We start from the raw sequence: 13,431 nt of genomic DNA on the forward strand, positions 1-13,431 counted from the left end.
CGCCCCGGCGGCGAGTGGGGCACCGGGCGGGGCGGCCGACTGGCCACAACTGAGCAGCGGGCGCGCCCGGGTGGGCGGTAGACAGCAGCCAACCGACTGCTGAGGAGCCCTCGATGCGTGTGCTGTTCACGACGACACCGGCCCCCGGGCACTTCCACCCGCTGGTCCCGCTGGCCGCCGCCGCCCGCGCGGCCGGCCATGACGTCGCCTTCGCCACCGGCCGCTCGATGCTGCCGGAGGTGACGGCGATGGGGCTGCGGGGCTTCGCGGCGGGCCTGAGCCGGGACGGCGACGGCGACGCCGAGTTCCTGCGGATCAAGGAGAGTGCCCGGGGCCTGCCGCCGCACGGCGTGGAGATGGACCGGGTGGCGATCGCCCGGATCCTGTACGGGGTCCGGGCCCGCCGGATGGCCCCGGACCTGCTGGAGCTCGCGAAGAGCTGGCGCCCGGACGTGATCGTGCGCGACAGCTACGAGGTGGGCGGTGCGGTGGCGGCCGAGGTGCTCGGCGTACCGCACGCGGCGCTGGACACCACCCCGCTCTACGACATGGGCCCGCTGAAGGACCTCATCGCCGAGGAGCTGGCGAAGGTCCGGGCCGAGGCGGGGCTGGCGCCCGACCCGCAGGAGCTGATGCTCCACCGCCACCTGACGCTGAGCTGTGCGCCGCCCGGGTACCTGTACCCGGGCCGGACCCGCCCGCAGACCCTCAGGGCGCTGCGGCCGATGCCGTTCGACCGCGCCGAGGGCGAGGAACTGCCCGCGTGGGTCGCCGGGTTGCCGGACCGGCCGACGGTGTACGTGACCTTCGGGACGATCGCGAACCGCTGGGTGCCGGGGGCCTTTCCCGGCCTCTTCGGCCAGGTGCTGGCGGCGTTCGCCGACGAGCCGGTGAACGTCATCGCCACCACCGACCGGGACAGCGATCCGGCCGAGCTCGGCCCGCTGCCGCCCAACACCCGGGTGGAGCGCTACATCCCGCAGAGCCTGCTGTTGCCGTACTGCGCGCTGGCGGTCACCCACGGCGGCTTCAACACGGTGGTGGGCGCGCTGGACGCCGGCATCCCGCAGGTGGTGGTGCCGTTCCTGGGGGATCACCCGGACAACGCCCGCCGGGTCGAGGAGCTGGAGATCGGCCGTTGCGTCGACCCGGCCGCGCTGACCCCCGAGGCGGTGCGCGTGGCGGCGGCGGACGTGCTGGCGGACGCGCGCTACCGGGAGAACACCGCCCGGCTGCGCGCCGAGCTGCGCGGCCTGCCGGGGCCGGCCGAGGCGGTCGGGCTGCTGGAGCGGCTGGTGGCGGACGGGGCCCTGCCGCGGGACTGACGACGCCGCCGTGGTGACGGCCCGGGCCGTCACCACGGCGGCACGCGACCACCGGGGGCCTGTGAGGCGCGGCGGCGCTCACAGGCCCCCGGTGGTCGCGTGTGCGTCAGGCCTGCTCGGCCGCCTCCGGCGGGGCCATGTCCTTGAGGACCGCCTCGACGTGCCGCTTGCGCAGCAGGGCGGCGAACAGGATGGCGCCGGTGAGCAGCAGCAGCGCGCCGACGGCGAACGCGGCCCTGAACCCGGAGACCTGGGCGGCGAGTTGGGTCGCGGTGTCCGGCGAGTCGACGCCGTCGAGTTCGCCGGCGGTGCGGCGCACCGCGATGGCCGACAGCACGGCCAGGCCGATCGCGCCGCCGATCTCCTGCGTGGTCTGGTAGAGCCCGGAGGCCAGTCCGGCGTCCGCCTCGGGGACGCCGGAGGTGGCCAGCAGGGTGACCGGGACGAACGCGATGCCCAGGCCGACGGAGAGCATCAGCAGACCGGGCAGGAGGTCGCCGGCGTAGGAGCTGGAGGACTCGGGCAGGCGGGCCAGCAGCAGCATGCCGCCCGCGCTGACGGTCAGGCCGGCGGTGCCGACCGGGACGGGCCCCAGCCGGGAGACGGTGGGCTGGGCCAGGCCGGCGCCCAGCATCACACCGGTGGCGGCCGGCAGGAAGGCCAGTCCGGCCCGCAGCGGGCTGTAGTCGAGGATGCCCTGGAGGTAGAGCGAGGAGAAGAAGAACATCGAGAAGACGCCCGAGGTGAGCATCAGCAGCACGAGGTCGGCGACGGCCAGCGAGCGGATGCGGAAGATCCCGAACCGCACGATCGGCGACCGGCCGCGCAGCGAGACCACCGTGAAGATCGCGAGCAGGACCGCCGAGCCGGCGGCCGTCAGCAGGGTGCGGGTGGAGGTCCACCCCCACGACTCGCTGTTGCTCAGGACCAGCACGAGCAGCAGCAGGCCGCCGGTGACGGTCACCGCCCCGACCACGTCGACCGAGCGGTCGCCGTCCTCGTTCAGCCGGGAGTCGGGGATCAGCCGGGAGCCGATCAGGACGACGGCGCCGATCGGGATGTTGATGAAGAAGATCCAGTGCCAGGACAGCGAGGCGGTGAGCAGACCGCCGAGCAGCAGGCCGAGCGCGCCGCCCGCGGCCGCGATGGTGCCCCAGGCGCCGAGCGCCTTGGTGCGCAGCGAGGCGTCCTTGAAGGAGGTGTTGATGATGGAGAGTCCGGCGGGCGCGATCATCGCCCCGGCCAGGCCCTGGACGCCGCGGCCGGCGATCAGCAGGGTGGCGTCGGTGGCCAGACCGTTCACCGCGGAGGAGACGGTGAACAGGACGACGCCGGCCAGCAGCAGCCGCTTGCGGCCGAAGAGGTCGCCGAGCCGGCCGTTGAGGATGAGGAAGCCGCCGAACATCAGGGCGTAGATGTTGACGACCCATTGGAGGTCGCCCTGGCTCATGTCGAGGCCGGATTTGATGGACGGCAGGGCGACGTTCACGATCGTGGCGTCCAGGACGACCATCAGGTCGGCCAGGCACAGGAACACGATGATCAGTGCGGGCCGTCCCGGTCCGAGCGATGCCGCGGCCGGGCTCGGGGGAGTGTCCTTCGCGGGTGAGGTGGTCACAAGCGCTCCTGACGGACAGCAGGTCGGTGGACCCGGCGGTGCCGGCTCGCCGGATCGTAGCACCTGAAGCGGACCGCGTGGTCCGTTTCGTGCTGACACTGCCGCACCGGGCGCTCCCCGGCGGGGGCGAGCGGCGGTGCGGGCGGTGCGGGGCGAGCGGCGGTGCGGGTGGTGCGGACGGTACGGGTCACGCGGTGGCCCGGGTCGGGGGAGGGGTCGGGGGGCGGGTTCTAGGGTGCGCCGAGCGCCTCGACGGCCCGGCGGTAGTGGGCCCTTGACGGGGCGCCGGTGCCGGCGTCGGCCGGTTCGGGTGCGCCGGGTGCGGGGGTCCGCAGGCCGGCGAAGACGACGTCGAGGTAGCGCTGCCAGAGGTCGGGCAGGGTGGCCAGCAGCGGTGCGGCGGCCTGCCGGATGCCGCCGAGCAGCAGCAGGACGTCCACGGTGCTGATGTCCGCCCGGACCGCGCCGTCCTCCTGGGCCCGGCCCAGCAGGACGTCCACCGCGTCGGTCAGCTTCCCCTCGGCCGCCAGGACCTCGGGGTGGGCGTGCGGCGGCAGTGAGAGGGACTCGAAGAAGCCCCGGTCCGCGGCGAACAGCCGGGCGGCGGCCTGCATGAAGGAGTACAGGGCCGCTGCCGGGTCCGCCCCGGTGGCCAGGGCCTCGGCCAGCTCGGTGAGTTCGTCGAGGCGCTCGGCGGCGATCGCGGCGACCAGGTGGTCCTTGGTCGGGAAGCAGCGGAACACCGTGCCCTTGCCCAGGCCCGCCTCCCGGACGATCTGGGAGACGGGGACGCCGAGGCCCCCGGCGGCGAAGGAGCGGGCCGCGGCGTCGGTGAGCAGCCGCTGGTTGCGGACGGCGTCGGCACGCGAGCGCGCCGCCGGTGCGCCGGACGCGGGGGTTCTGGACATGGTGCGGGTACCTCCAGGGCGGTGGTGTCGCGGCGGGGCCGTCCCGGCGCGGGGGCGGGGGCACCGCCCCCGCCCGCGTCGGCCGGGCCGGTGCCGGCAGGCGCCCCGACGGAGTACAGCGGGCGCCCGGCCTTATGGTGCCCGACCGGGACGGGGCCCGACGACCTCACGCGGAGCGCCCGGGGCCGGCCGGTGCGGCCGGGAGGCCGGCGAGGTCACCGGCTCTGGCGCGGGCCCGCCACGGGGCACGGGCCTCGCCGGGCACGGCGGCCGCCGCTACTGCCGGGGCTGGGGCGGCAGCAGGACGGGGACGCCGCCGACCACCGGGAAGGCGTGGGTGCACTCCAGGCAGGTCAGCGAGCCGTGGTCGTCGTCGGCCCGCAGACCGGCGTCCGGGTGGTCGGGGCAGCCGAGGACGGCGAGCAGCGCGGGGTCGAGGGGCATCGGGATCTCCTCCTGGCGGTACGGGGCGGTGCGGGACGGTACGGGGCGGGGTGGGGTGGTCGGGGAGCGGGCGGCCGGGCCGGTCAGGCCGGCTGGCCGTAGCGGGCGCGCAGTTCGCGCTTGAGGACCTTGCCGAGGAAGCTGCGGGGCAGCTTGTCGGTGACGACGTAGCGGGCCGGGTGCTCGGCCTTGCCCAGCCGGGTCTCGGCGAACGCGCGGACGTCGTCGAGCCGGCCCCGGCCGGTCAGCACCAGGACGGCGGTGAGGGCCTGGCCGAGTTCCGGGTCGGGGAGGCCTATCACGGCCACCTCCCGGACGTCGGGGTGCTCGTACAGTTCGGCCTCGACGGCGATGCTGGATATCAGCGTCCCGCCGCTGCGCACCGCGTCGACCGAGCGGTCGAAGAAGGTCAGTTCGCCGTCCTCGTCGACGCGGCCGAGGTCGGTCATCCTGGTCCAGTCGCCGATGTTGAACCGCTGGTCGAGGTCGGTGTCGAGGTAGCGGCGCCTGGGTGCGGCGGTGCGCATCCAGATCTCGCCGACCTCGCCGGCCGGCAGCGGCTGCTGCTGCTCGTCGGTGATCCTCAGTTCGGTCCCGTGGGCGGGGCGGCCCATCGACAGCGGCCTCGCCGGGTCGAACAGGTTCAGGGTGACGGCGGGTGCGGCCTCCAGCGAGGTGTAGGCCATGGCGAGGGTCGCCCCGGGCAGCATGGCCAGCAGCTCACGGGCGACGGCCGGTGGGAACGCGGAGGAGGCGGTGGTGACGGTGTGGATGCTGGACAGGTCGTGCCGCTCGTGGACGCGGGCGCGGACCAGGGCCAGGGCGGTGGCCGGTGTGATCATCATCGAGCCGGCCCGGTGCCGGGCGACCGATTCGGCGATCCGCTCCGGGTCGTCGGGCGGGGCGACCAGCAGGACGCTGCGCGAGAGCAGCGACAGCGAGGCCGTGCCCTGGCTGGAGGAGGTGCCCAGCGGCATCGCGGCGAGCAGGTGGTCCGCGTGGCCGAGGGCGTCGATGGTCGGCTTGGCCCGCCCGAACATCATGTTGCCGTGCGGCACCGTGATGGCCTTGGCCCGCCCGGTGGTGCCCGAGGTGTAGAGGATGTCGGCGATGCCGTCGATGCGCGGCTGCTGGGCCGGCGGGTCGTCGCGGCCGGTGTCGAGCTCCTTCAGGTCGGCCGTCCAGCCGGTGAAGCCGGCCGGCGGGGCCAGCGCGCTCCCGTGCACGATGCCGTTGACGCCGCACTCGGCCAGCCGGTGCGCGACCTCGTCGGCCGGCATCGTGTCGTTGAGGTGCAGCGCGGTCGCGCCGGCCCGCTGGGCGGCGTGGTAGGCGATGGAGTAGTCGATCCAGTCGAGCCCCCCGAAGTACAGGGCGATCCGGCGGCGGCGGGACTCCTCCAGGCGCAGCAGCCCGTGGGCGGCGGCGTCGGCCCGGCGGTTCCAGTCGCCGAAGGTGAGCGGGGCGCGGCCGTCGATGACGATCGCGACGCCGTCGGGGTCGGTCGCCGCCCGTTCGCGCAGCACGTCGGTGAGGGTGAGGCCGGGCGTGCCGGCGGGCTGTCCGTCGGTGGTGGTGGATCCCATGTCAGCCCCCCGGCCGGTCAGTTCTTCTCGAGGACGGTCAGCGGCACCCGCCAGACCTGGTGGCGTTCGCGGTCCGGGTCGGGCAGTGCCCGCAGGGCCGCCACGACCGGGACGACCAGGCGCTGCCAGTCCTGCCCGTCGACGTCCTTGAGGTAGGACCAGACCCGGCCGGCGATGCTGTCCGCGTACTGGTTGGGCGTCAGGTCGATCTCGTACGGGTTGACCGACGCCTCCTGGAGCACCCGCAGCCCCACCTTGGCGGCGGCGTCCGCGAGCCGCTCCGGGGTGTCGGGCACCTGTGGCTTGAGGACGTTCAGCGGAGCCTCGGCCGCGACCAGGTCGTCGGGCTCGGCGACGGGGACGCCGTGCACGGTGACCAGGCGGCCGCCGGGGGCGAGCACCCGGGAGGTCTCGGCGAGCACGCGCTGCATGTCGTCCACCACGTGCAGCACGTGCACCATGATCACGTTGGGCAGTGAGCCGGAGGCGAACGGCAGGTGCGCGCCGCTGCCGACCACGACCCGCCCGTTCAGGCGGCTGTGTGCGCGGGCGGCCATCTGCGGCGCGACGTCCACGCCGAGCACGCTGTGGCCGAGCTCCGTCAGGCCGACGTCGACCAGGCCGGTGCCGACGCCGATGTCGAGCACCGGGCCCGGGAGCAGGTGGGGGGAGAGGTCCGCGGCGGCCTTGCGCCCGCGCTCCAGGCCGCCGTGGTACGCGTCGTACTCGTCCGCGTCCTTGTCGAACCGCAGGGACTCGCTGGTGACAGAGGTCATGAAGGCGCACTCCAATCAGGGGGCCGTGAGCAGCCACAGCCCGCGTCGAGCCAAGAGGACCACGCGGTCCGCTTGTGCGGGAGTCTAGTCGATCTGCCGCCGCGAGAGGTTGCCCAACATTGAGCAGAGCCCCCTTTCCGGGCCCGGTTAGCGTGGCCGCACCGCGGAGCCGGGTGTGCGGACCGGCCACCGGCCCCATCCGCGGAACCGGGCAGAAAGGAATCCCCCATGGCGTGGACCGATAGTGCGCCGGCCGCCGAACAGGTCGCCGAGCCGCCCGAGCAGCTCCTGCACACCGGGAATTCCGGGCTGATCATCCACCGGGTCGGACAGCTCACCTACGAATTCCGGACCGAGGGCCGTTCGTTCGCCCGGGATCTGCAGTTCTTCACCAACAAGGCCCTGCACCCGAACGCCACCACGTTCGTCTACGAGGAACTCTTCGGCACCCAGGACCGGCTGCACTGGCTGATCCACATGCGGGCCCCCAACGACTACGGCCAGCTGCTGGAAATGGTCGACCACAACACGGAGTTCCAGGAGGTCGCCACCAACGACCGCCTCACCGAGCAGGGCGGCGGCAACTGGGAGCGGATGTTCGTCCAGGGCTCCTTCCAGGAGAAGGTGATCGTGCCCCAGCACGGCCTCACCCACGCCGGCCACGACGAGGACCTCGGCGGCCTCTTCGCCGTGCCGGCCCGCTACCAGAGCCGGCAGCCCGTCGAGCAGCAGCTGAACAGCGCCAACGCCGGCGTCATCGTCCACCGCGCCGGACAGGTCAAGTTCGAGTTCCGCAAGGACGGCCGCAACTTCGCCTTCGCCTGGCTCGACCGGATCAACGAGAAGCTCGCCGGCCACGCCACCGTCTTCCTCTACGAGGAGCAGTGGGGCACCCAGGACCGCATCCACTGGATGATCCACCTGCGCAGCCTCGACGACTACCGCCTGATCGTCGAACTGGAGCAGACCGACCCCGAGTTCCGCGAGATCCTGACCGGCCCGCGGATCCCGGCCGGCCGCGGCGGCGGCACCTGGGGCCGGATGTTCCTGGACGGCACCCTCCAGGAGACCGTCCTGGTCCCGCACCACGCGCCGGCGGCCGGCTAGATGGAGGTCGGCATCGAGGCGGTCAACGCCTACGTCGGCCGGGCCTCGCTCGACGTGCGGACCCTGTTCGAGGCCCGCGGGCTGGACGTGCGCCGCTTCGGCAACCTGATGATGCGCCAGAAGTCGGTCAACCTGCCGTGCGAGGACGCCGTCAGCAACGCCGTCAACGCCGCGAAGCCGCTCGTCGACGCCCTCACCCCGGCCGAACGGGACCGGATCGAACTGGTCGTCGTCGGCACCGAATCCGGCCTGGACTACGGCAAACCGCTGAGCACCTACGTCCACGACGCCCTCGGCCTGGGCCGCCGATGCCGCTCCTTCGAGACCAAACACGCCTGCTACGGCGGCACCGCGGCACTGCGCAGCGCCGCCTCGATCCTCGCCGTCGGCGCCGACCCCGACGCCAAGGCCCTGGTGATCGCCGCCGACGCGGCCTCCGCCGCCGCCCGCGACACCTACTGGGAGCCCTCCCAGGGGGCCGGCGCCGTGGCGATGATCGTCGGCGGCCGGCCGCGGATCCTGGCCCTCGACCCGGGAGCCAGCGGCTTCCACAGCTACGAGGTGATGGACACCCTGCGCCCCCGCCCCGACCTGGAGGCCGGCAACTCCGACCTCTCCCTGCTCTCCTACCTGACCTGCCTGGAACAGAGCTACCGTCACTACGCCGAGCGCGTGACCGGGGCGGACATCGTCACCACCTTCGACCGCCTCGTCCTGCACACGCCCTTCGCCGGCATGGTCCGCGGCGCCCACCGCACCCTGCTGCGCACCCTCAAGGGGTACAGCGCCGCCAAGACCGAGGCCGACTTCGAGCAGCGCACCGCCCCCTCGCTCGACTACTGCACCCGGGTCGGCAACGTCTACTCCGCCGCGCTCTACCTCGCGCTGTGCTCGATGATCGACCACGACGGACCCCTCGCCGGGGCCCGCCGGGTCGGACTGTTCTCCTACGGATCGGGCTGCGCCTCGGAGTTCTACAGCGGCGTGGTGCCCGAGGGGGCCGGAGCACAGCTCGCCGCCCTGGACATCGACGCCGCCATCGAGGACCGCTACCCGCTCTCGATGCCCGAGTACGAGACGATCGCCGACGGCGGCGCGCTGCGCATGGCCGGCGTCCGCGACCAGGTCTTCGACCCGGCCGACTACGGGCCGGTCTACGAGCAGGCCTTCGCCGGCCGGGGGATCCTGGTCCTCGACGAGATCAGCGGATTCCACCGGAGGTACCGGTGGAGCTGACCACGCCCGCCACGGGCGGCCCGCGCACGCTGCGCCTGGAACGGGACCGCGGCCGGCTCACGGTCACGCTCACCAGGCCCGCCGAGCGCAACAGCATCACCCGCGAGCTGATCACCGAACTCGGGGCCGCCCTGGACCTCGCCGAAGAGGCCGAGGACTGCCGGGTGGTCGTCCTGCGGGCCGAGGGCGACACCTTCTGCAGCGGCATGGACCTCTCCGGCGTCGCGGAGGCCGCCCGCCCGGACGCCGCGGACACCCGGCAGGGCGGGGACGACTACTTCGCGCTGCTGGAACGCCTCACCACGATCGGGCGGATCGTGGTGGCACAGGTGGACGGCCAGGCGGTCGGCGGCGGCGTCGGCCTGGCCGCGGCCAGCGACTTCGTGCACGCCACCGGCCGCAGCCGCTTCAGCCTCCCCGAGGCGCTGTGGGGGCTGCTGCCCTGCTCGGTCCTGCCGTTCCTGATCCGCCGGGTCGGCTTCCAGCGGGCGTACGCCATGTCGCTCGGCACCCTGCCGGTCACCGCGGCGGAGGCCGCGGCCCACGGGCTCGTGGACGAGCTCGCCGACGACCCGGCGCCCGCGCTGCGCCGGCTGCTCTTCCGTGCCTCCAAACTGCCCCCGGGCACGGTGGCCGACCTCAAGAGCTACATGCGCCGGCTGTGGATCCTCGACGACGGCACCCAGCGGACGGCGGTCGACGAGTTCGTCCGGCTGATGACCACCGGCCAGGTCCGCGAGCGGATCGCCGGCTACACCGCCGGGACGGGCCCCGCCGCGCCGCCGCCGCGCTGAACCCGGCCCCGGCGGGCCCGGCACGGCGTCGGTCCGAGCCTCTGCCCGTCCGAAACGGTGCCCGTCCGGGGCCGCACCGGCCGGGTGCTCATACGGCTCCGGCGACCCCCGCGGCTGATGTGACCCCGATCGACCCCGACGACCCCGATCGACTCCGACGACGACGAGAGGACACCCGTGCGCGCCTGGATCTTCCCGGGACAGGGATCGCACCGGCGGGGCATGGGCGCCGGGCTCATCGAGCGCTTCCCGCAGCTGCTGGCGACGGCCGACACCGTCCTGGGCTTCCCGCTCGCACCGCTCCTCCTGGACGACCCGGACCAGCGGCTGACCGACACCCGCTACGCCCAGCCGGCGCTCTTCACGGTGGAGGCGCTCACCGTGCTGGCCGCCCGCGCCGACGGCGAGCCCGGGCCCGACGTCCTGGCCGGCCACAGCCTGGGCGAGTACGCGGCGCTGTTCGCGGCCGGCTGCTTCGACTTCGAGACCGGGCTGCGCCTGGTCAAACGGCGTGGCGAGCTGATGGCCGGCGCCGCGGAGGGTGCCACGGGCGGTGGTGCGGCGGGTGTCGCGGACGGTTCCGCGGGCGGGCGGGAGGACGCGGGGATGCTCGCCGTCGTCGGCCTGCCCGCCGAGCAGCTGGCCGAGGCCCTGGCCCGGTACGGTGCCACCGCGGTGGACATCGCCAACCACAACGCGCGCACCCAGCTGGTCCTCTCCGGCCCGGCCGCCGAGCTGAGCGCGGTGGCCGCCCGGCTGCGCGAGGACAAGGCCGCCAGGGCGGTGCCGCTGGCCGTCCGCACGGCCTTCCACTCACGGTACATGCGCGAGGCCGCCACCGCGTTCGCCGCCCACCTGGCCGGCTTCACGCTGCGCCCGCCCGCCGTGCCGGTGATCGCCAACGTCACCGCCGCCCCGTACGGCAGCGACGTGGCCGCGCTGCTGGCCCGTCAGATCGCCGAACCCGTCCACTGGGCGCAGAGCATGGCGCGGCTGATCGACCTCGGCGTGCGGGAGGCGCGCGAGTGCGGGCCGGGCACGGTGCTGACCGGGCTCTGGCAGACGGCCCTGAAGGACCGCAGGGCCACCGCGACGCGGCCGCCGGAACCGGCGCCCCCCGCCCGCCCGCAGTCCGGCCGCCCGCAGTCCGCCCGTCCGGCGCCCGCCGGCCCGCAACCGTCCCCGGCCCGGGTGGAGTTCCGGCCGGAGAGCCTGGGCAGCGCCGAGTTCCGCGCGGACCACCGCGTGCGGGCCGCGTACCTGGCGGGCTCGATGTACAAGGGCATCTCCTCGGCCGACCTGGTGCTGCGGATGGGCCGGGCCGGCCTGCTGGGCTTCCTCGGCACCGGCGGCCTCGGCCTCGACCGGATCGAGCGGGACCTCGCCCGGATCGCCCGGGAGCTGGGCCCCGACCGCCCGTACGGCGCCAACCTGCTGCACACGCCCGCCGACCCGGCCCGGGAGTGGGCGCTGGCCGGGCTCCTCGTGCGCTCCGGGGTGCGCTGTGTGGAGGCGGCCGGCTTCACCCGGATCACCCCCGCGCTGGTCCGGGCCCGGTTCAGCGGAGCCGGCCGCGACGCCGACGGCCGGCCCCGGGCCGGTCGCCACGTCGTGGCCAAGGTCTCCCGGCCGGAGGTCGCCCAGGCCTTCCTGGCGCCGCCGCCCGCCGCGCTGGTCGGCCGGCTGCTGGCCGAGGGCGCCCTCACCGAGCCGGAGGCGCAGATCGCCCGGGAGCTGCCGGTCAGCGGAGACCTCTGCGTGGAGTCCGACTCCGGGGGCCACACCGACGGCGCGGTGGCGCTGGCCCTGCTGCCCACCGTCGCCCGGCTGCGGGACCGGGCGGGCGCCGAGTACGGCTACCACCGGCGGGTGCGGGTCGGGGCGGCCGGCGGGCTCGGCACCCCCGAGGCGGTGGCGGCGGTGTTCCTGATGGGCGCCGACTTCGTCCTGACCGGCTCCGTCAACCAGTGCACCCCCGAGGCGGGCACCGCGGACGCGGTCAAGGACATGCTGGCCGGGCTGGACGTCCAGGACACCGCCTACGCGCCGGCCGGCGACATGTTCGAACTGGGCGCGCGGGTCCAGGTGGTCCGCAAGGGCACGCTGTTCCCGGCCCGGGCGAACAAGCTCTACCAGCTCTACCGGCAGCACGACGGCCTGGACGGTCTGGACGCCGCGACCCTGCGCTCGCTGGAGGAACAGTGCTTCGGCCGCCCGGTCGAGGAGGTCTGGCGGGAGACCGAGGCGCACCTCGCCCGCACCGCTCCCGAGGAGCTGGCCCGAGCCGCCCGCAGCCCCCGCCACCGGATGGCGCTGGTCTTCCGCTGGTACTTCGTCCACTCGACCCGGCTGGCCCTGCACGGCACCCCCGACCAGCAGGTCAACTACCAGATCCACTGCGGCCCGGCGATGGGCGCGTTCAACCAGCTCGTCGCCGGCACCGAGCTGGCCGACTGGCGCCGGCGCCATGTGGACGTCATCGCCGGCCACCTGATGACGGGCGCCGCCGCCGTGCTGGCCGACCGGACGGACGACCTCCGGCGTGCGCAATTGTGAGCAGGAAATCGGCACCCCGCTGAATAGTCTCTGACAGGCGAATTCCAGAATGCTCGGGAATTCGCTCGCATTCGATCAGGAGGGCCCCATGTCGACATCGGAGACCGGAGCACCGGAATCCATTGGAAACGCCCGGGCGGCCGTGCCGCCGGCCGGCGGCCAGACCGTTCTGGCGCCGGAGCACATCCTGCACTCCGGGAACTCCGGAATGATCGTCGAACGCACCGCCCAGGTACGCGGCGAATTCCACTCGGAATCCCGTGAGTTCGCCCGGGAACTCGCCGAGTACATCAACACCACCCAGCAGGGCGTGGCGAGCGTCTTCGTCTACGAGGAGACTTTCGGCACCAAGGACCTCGTGCACTGGCTGATCCACCTGAAGTCGATGGACAGCTACGAGACGCTGGTCCGCATGGGCAGCCAGGACGAGGGCTACCGCAACCTCTTCGGCAAGATCAGGATCGGCGAGGAGAAGGGCGGTGGCAGCTGGGCCCGCATGTTCGTCGACGGCACCCTGCGCGAGGCGGTCCTGCTGCCGCAGTTCTGGGGCATGTACGGCACCGCGGTGGACGGCACCCTGGAACGCCAGAGCTCCGTCTTCAAGGACACCGGCACCGCCGTCGTGCTCCCGTCGGCCCGTCACCAGACCGGCCAGGGCGACGACCAGCTGCTGCACTCCGCCAACGCCGGGCTCCTCATCCACCGCACCGCCCAGATCGAGTACGACTACCGCTCCGAGGCCCGCCAGTTCGCCCGCGAGGCCGCCGCCGCGATCAACGACAACCTGGCCGGCGAAGCCACCGTCCTCCTGTACGAGGAGGCCTTCGGCCCGGCGGACCGCATCCACTGGCTGATCCACCTGCGCTCGCTGGGCACCTACCAGCGCCTGCTCCAGCTGCACGTCCAGAACGAGAGCGTCCGGGAGATCTTCTTCCGGGAGCGGGCACCCGAGAAGGGCGCCGGCGGCACCTGGGCCCGCATGTTCGTCCAGGGCACCATGCAGGACGTCGCCCTGACGCCGCACCACTGGGGCCTGTACGCCACCCAGTACCCGTCCGCGGGCTGACCCGCCCGCCGAGGA

11 protein-coding genes are annotated in these 13,431 nt (G+C 73.9%); 6 read left to right on the forward strand and 5 right to left on the reverse strand.

All coding sequences use genetic code 11. The features are described 5' to 3' along the window. The first annotated feature begins 113 nt into the window (after positions 1-113). Entirely contained in the window at positions 114-1,325 is a 1,212-nt protein-coding gene (locus OG286_RS38655) for a glycosyltransferase (protein ID WP_331741988.1), read from the forward strand. 106 nt (positions 1,326-1,431) lie between these two features. On the opposite strand, the gene OG286_RS38660 is transcribed toward OG286_RS38655, so the two are convergent. The 5 genes from OG286_RS38660 to OG286_RS38680 form a co-directional block, all read right to left on the reverse strand. Further along, positions 1,432-2,943 carry an MFS transporter gene (locus tag OG286_RS38660; protein ID WP_331741990.1) on the reverse strand — a complete coding sequence of 504 codons (1,512 nt, stop codon included), beginning with the start codon at positions 2,941-2,943 and terminating at the stop codon, positions 1,432-1,434. Positions 2,944-3,173: 230 nt separating this feature from the next. After that, positions 3,174-3,851: a TetR/AcrR family transcriptional regulator gene (locus OG286_RS38665; RefSeq protein WP_331741992.1), complete on the reverse strand. Its 678-nt coding sequence runs from the start codon at positions 3,849-3,851 to the stop codon at positions 3,174-3,176. A gap of 276 nt (positions 3,852-4,127) precedes the next feature. After that, positions 4,128-4,295: a Trm112 family protein gene (locus tag OG286_RS38670; RefSeq protein WP_331741995.1), complete on the reverse strand. Its 168-nt coding sequence runs from the start codon at positions 4,293-4,295 to the stop codon at positions 4,128-4,130. Positions 4,296-4,378: 83 nt separating this feature from the next. Next, positions 4,379-5,881: a class I adenylate-forming enzyme family protein gene (locus OG286_RS38675; RefSeq protein WP_331741998.1), complete on the reverse strand. Its 1,503-nt coding sequence runs from the start codon at positions 5,879-5,881 to the stop codon at positions 4,379-4,381. 17 nt (positions 5,882-5,898) lie between these two features. Next, a complete protein-coding gene (locus tag OG286_RS38680; RefSeq protein WP_331742001.1) occupies positions 5,899-6,657 on the reverse strand; it encodes a methyltransferase domain-containing protein in 759 nt (252 codons plus the stop codon). Between the two features lie 228 nt (positions 6,658-6,885). On the opposite strand from OG286_RS38680, the gene OG286_RS38685 reads away from it, so the two are divergent. From OG286_RS38685 to OG286_RS38705, 5 genes are all read left to right on the forward strand, one after another. Then, a complete protein-coding gene (locus tag OG286_RS38685) occupies positions 6,886-7,764 on the forward strand; it encodes a DUF6039 family protein (protein WP_331742004.1) in 879 nt (292 codons plus the stop codon). Beyond that, positions 7,765-9,000 carry a hydroxymethylglutaryl-CoA synthase gene (locus OG286_RS38690; RefSeq protein WP_331742007.1) on the forward strand — a complete coding sequence of 412 codons (1,236 nt, stop codon included), beginning with the start codon at positions 7,765-7,767 and terminating at the stop codon, positions 8,998-9,000. After that, the gene (locus OG286_RS38695; RefSeq protein ID WP_331742010.1) at positions 8,991-9,794 is read left to right on the forward strand and encodes an enoyl-CoA hydratase-related protein; all 804 of its coding nucleotides are present in this window, start codon (positions 8,991-8,993) and stop codon (positions 9,792-9,794) included. The genes OG286_RS38690 and OG286_RS38695 overlap by 10 nt, the downstream gene beginning before the upstream one ends. Before the next feature lie 177 nt (positions 9,795-9,971). Beyond that, positions 9,972-12,350 carry an ACP S-malonyltransferase gene (fabD, locus tag OG286_RS38700; protein ID WP_331742013.1) on the forward strand — a complete coding sequence of 793 codons (2,379 nt, stop codon included), beginning with the start codon at positions 9,972-9,974 and terminating at the stop codon, positions 12,348-12,350. 88 nt (positions 12,351-12,438) lie between these two features. Next, positions 12,439-13,416 (forward strand): DUF6039 family protein, encoded by a 978-nt coding sequence (locus OG286_RS38705; protein ID WP_331742015.1) that lies wholly within the window; start codon positions 12,439-12,441, stop codon positions 13,414-13,416. Positions 13,417-13,431 lie beyond the last annotated feature (15 nt).

The sequence above is a fragment of the Kitasatospora sp. NBC_00039 genome (assembly GCF_045160625.1).
GTDB lineage: Bacteria > Actinomycetota > Actinomycetes > Streptomycetales > Streptomycetaceae > Kitasatospora.

Excerpts from the sequence above, each read along its gene's own strand:
- OG286_RS38655 (WP_331741988.1), top strand. The coding sequence starts at position 114 with ATGCGTGTGCTGTTCACGACGACACCGGCCCCCGGGCACTTCCACCCG.
- OG286_RS38665 (WP_331741992.1), bottom strand. The coding sequence starts at position 3,851 with ATGTCCAGAACCCCCGCGTCCGGCGCACCGGCGGCGCGCTCGCGTGCC.
- OG286_RS38670 (WP_331741995.1), bottom strand. The coding sequence starts at position 4,295 with ATGCCCCTCGACCCCGCGCTGCTCGCCGTCCTCGGCTGCCCCGACCAC.
- OG286_RS38675 (WP_331741998.1), bottom strand. The coding sequence starts at position 5,881 with ATGGGATCCACCACCACCGACGGACAGCCCGCCGGCACGCCCGGCCTC.
- OG286_RS38680 (WP_331742001.1), bottom strand. The coding sequence starts at position 6,657 with ATGACCTCTGTCACCAGCGAGTCCCTGCGGTTCGACAAGGACGCGGAC.
- OG286_RS38685 (WP_331742004.1), top strand. The coding sequence starts at position 6,886 with ATGGCGTGGACCGATAGTGCGCCGGCCGCCGAACAGGTCGCCGAGCCG.
- OG286_RS38690 (WP_331742007.1), top strand. The coding sequence starts at position 7,765 with ATGGAGGTCGGCATCGAGGCGGTCAACGCCTACGTCGGCCGGGCCTCG.
- OG286_RS38705 (WP_331742015.1), top strand. The coding sequence starts at position 12,439 with ATGTCGACATCGGAGACCGGAGCACCGGAATCCATTGGAAACGCCCGG.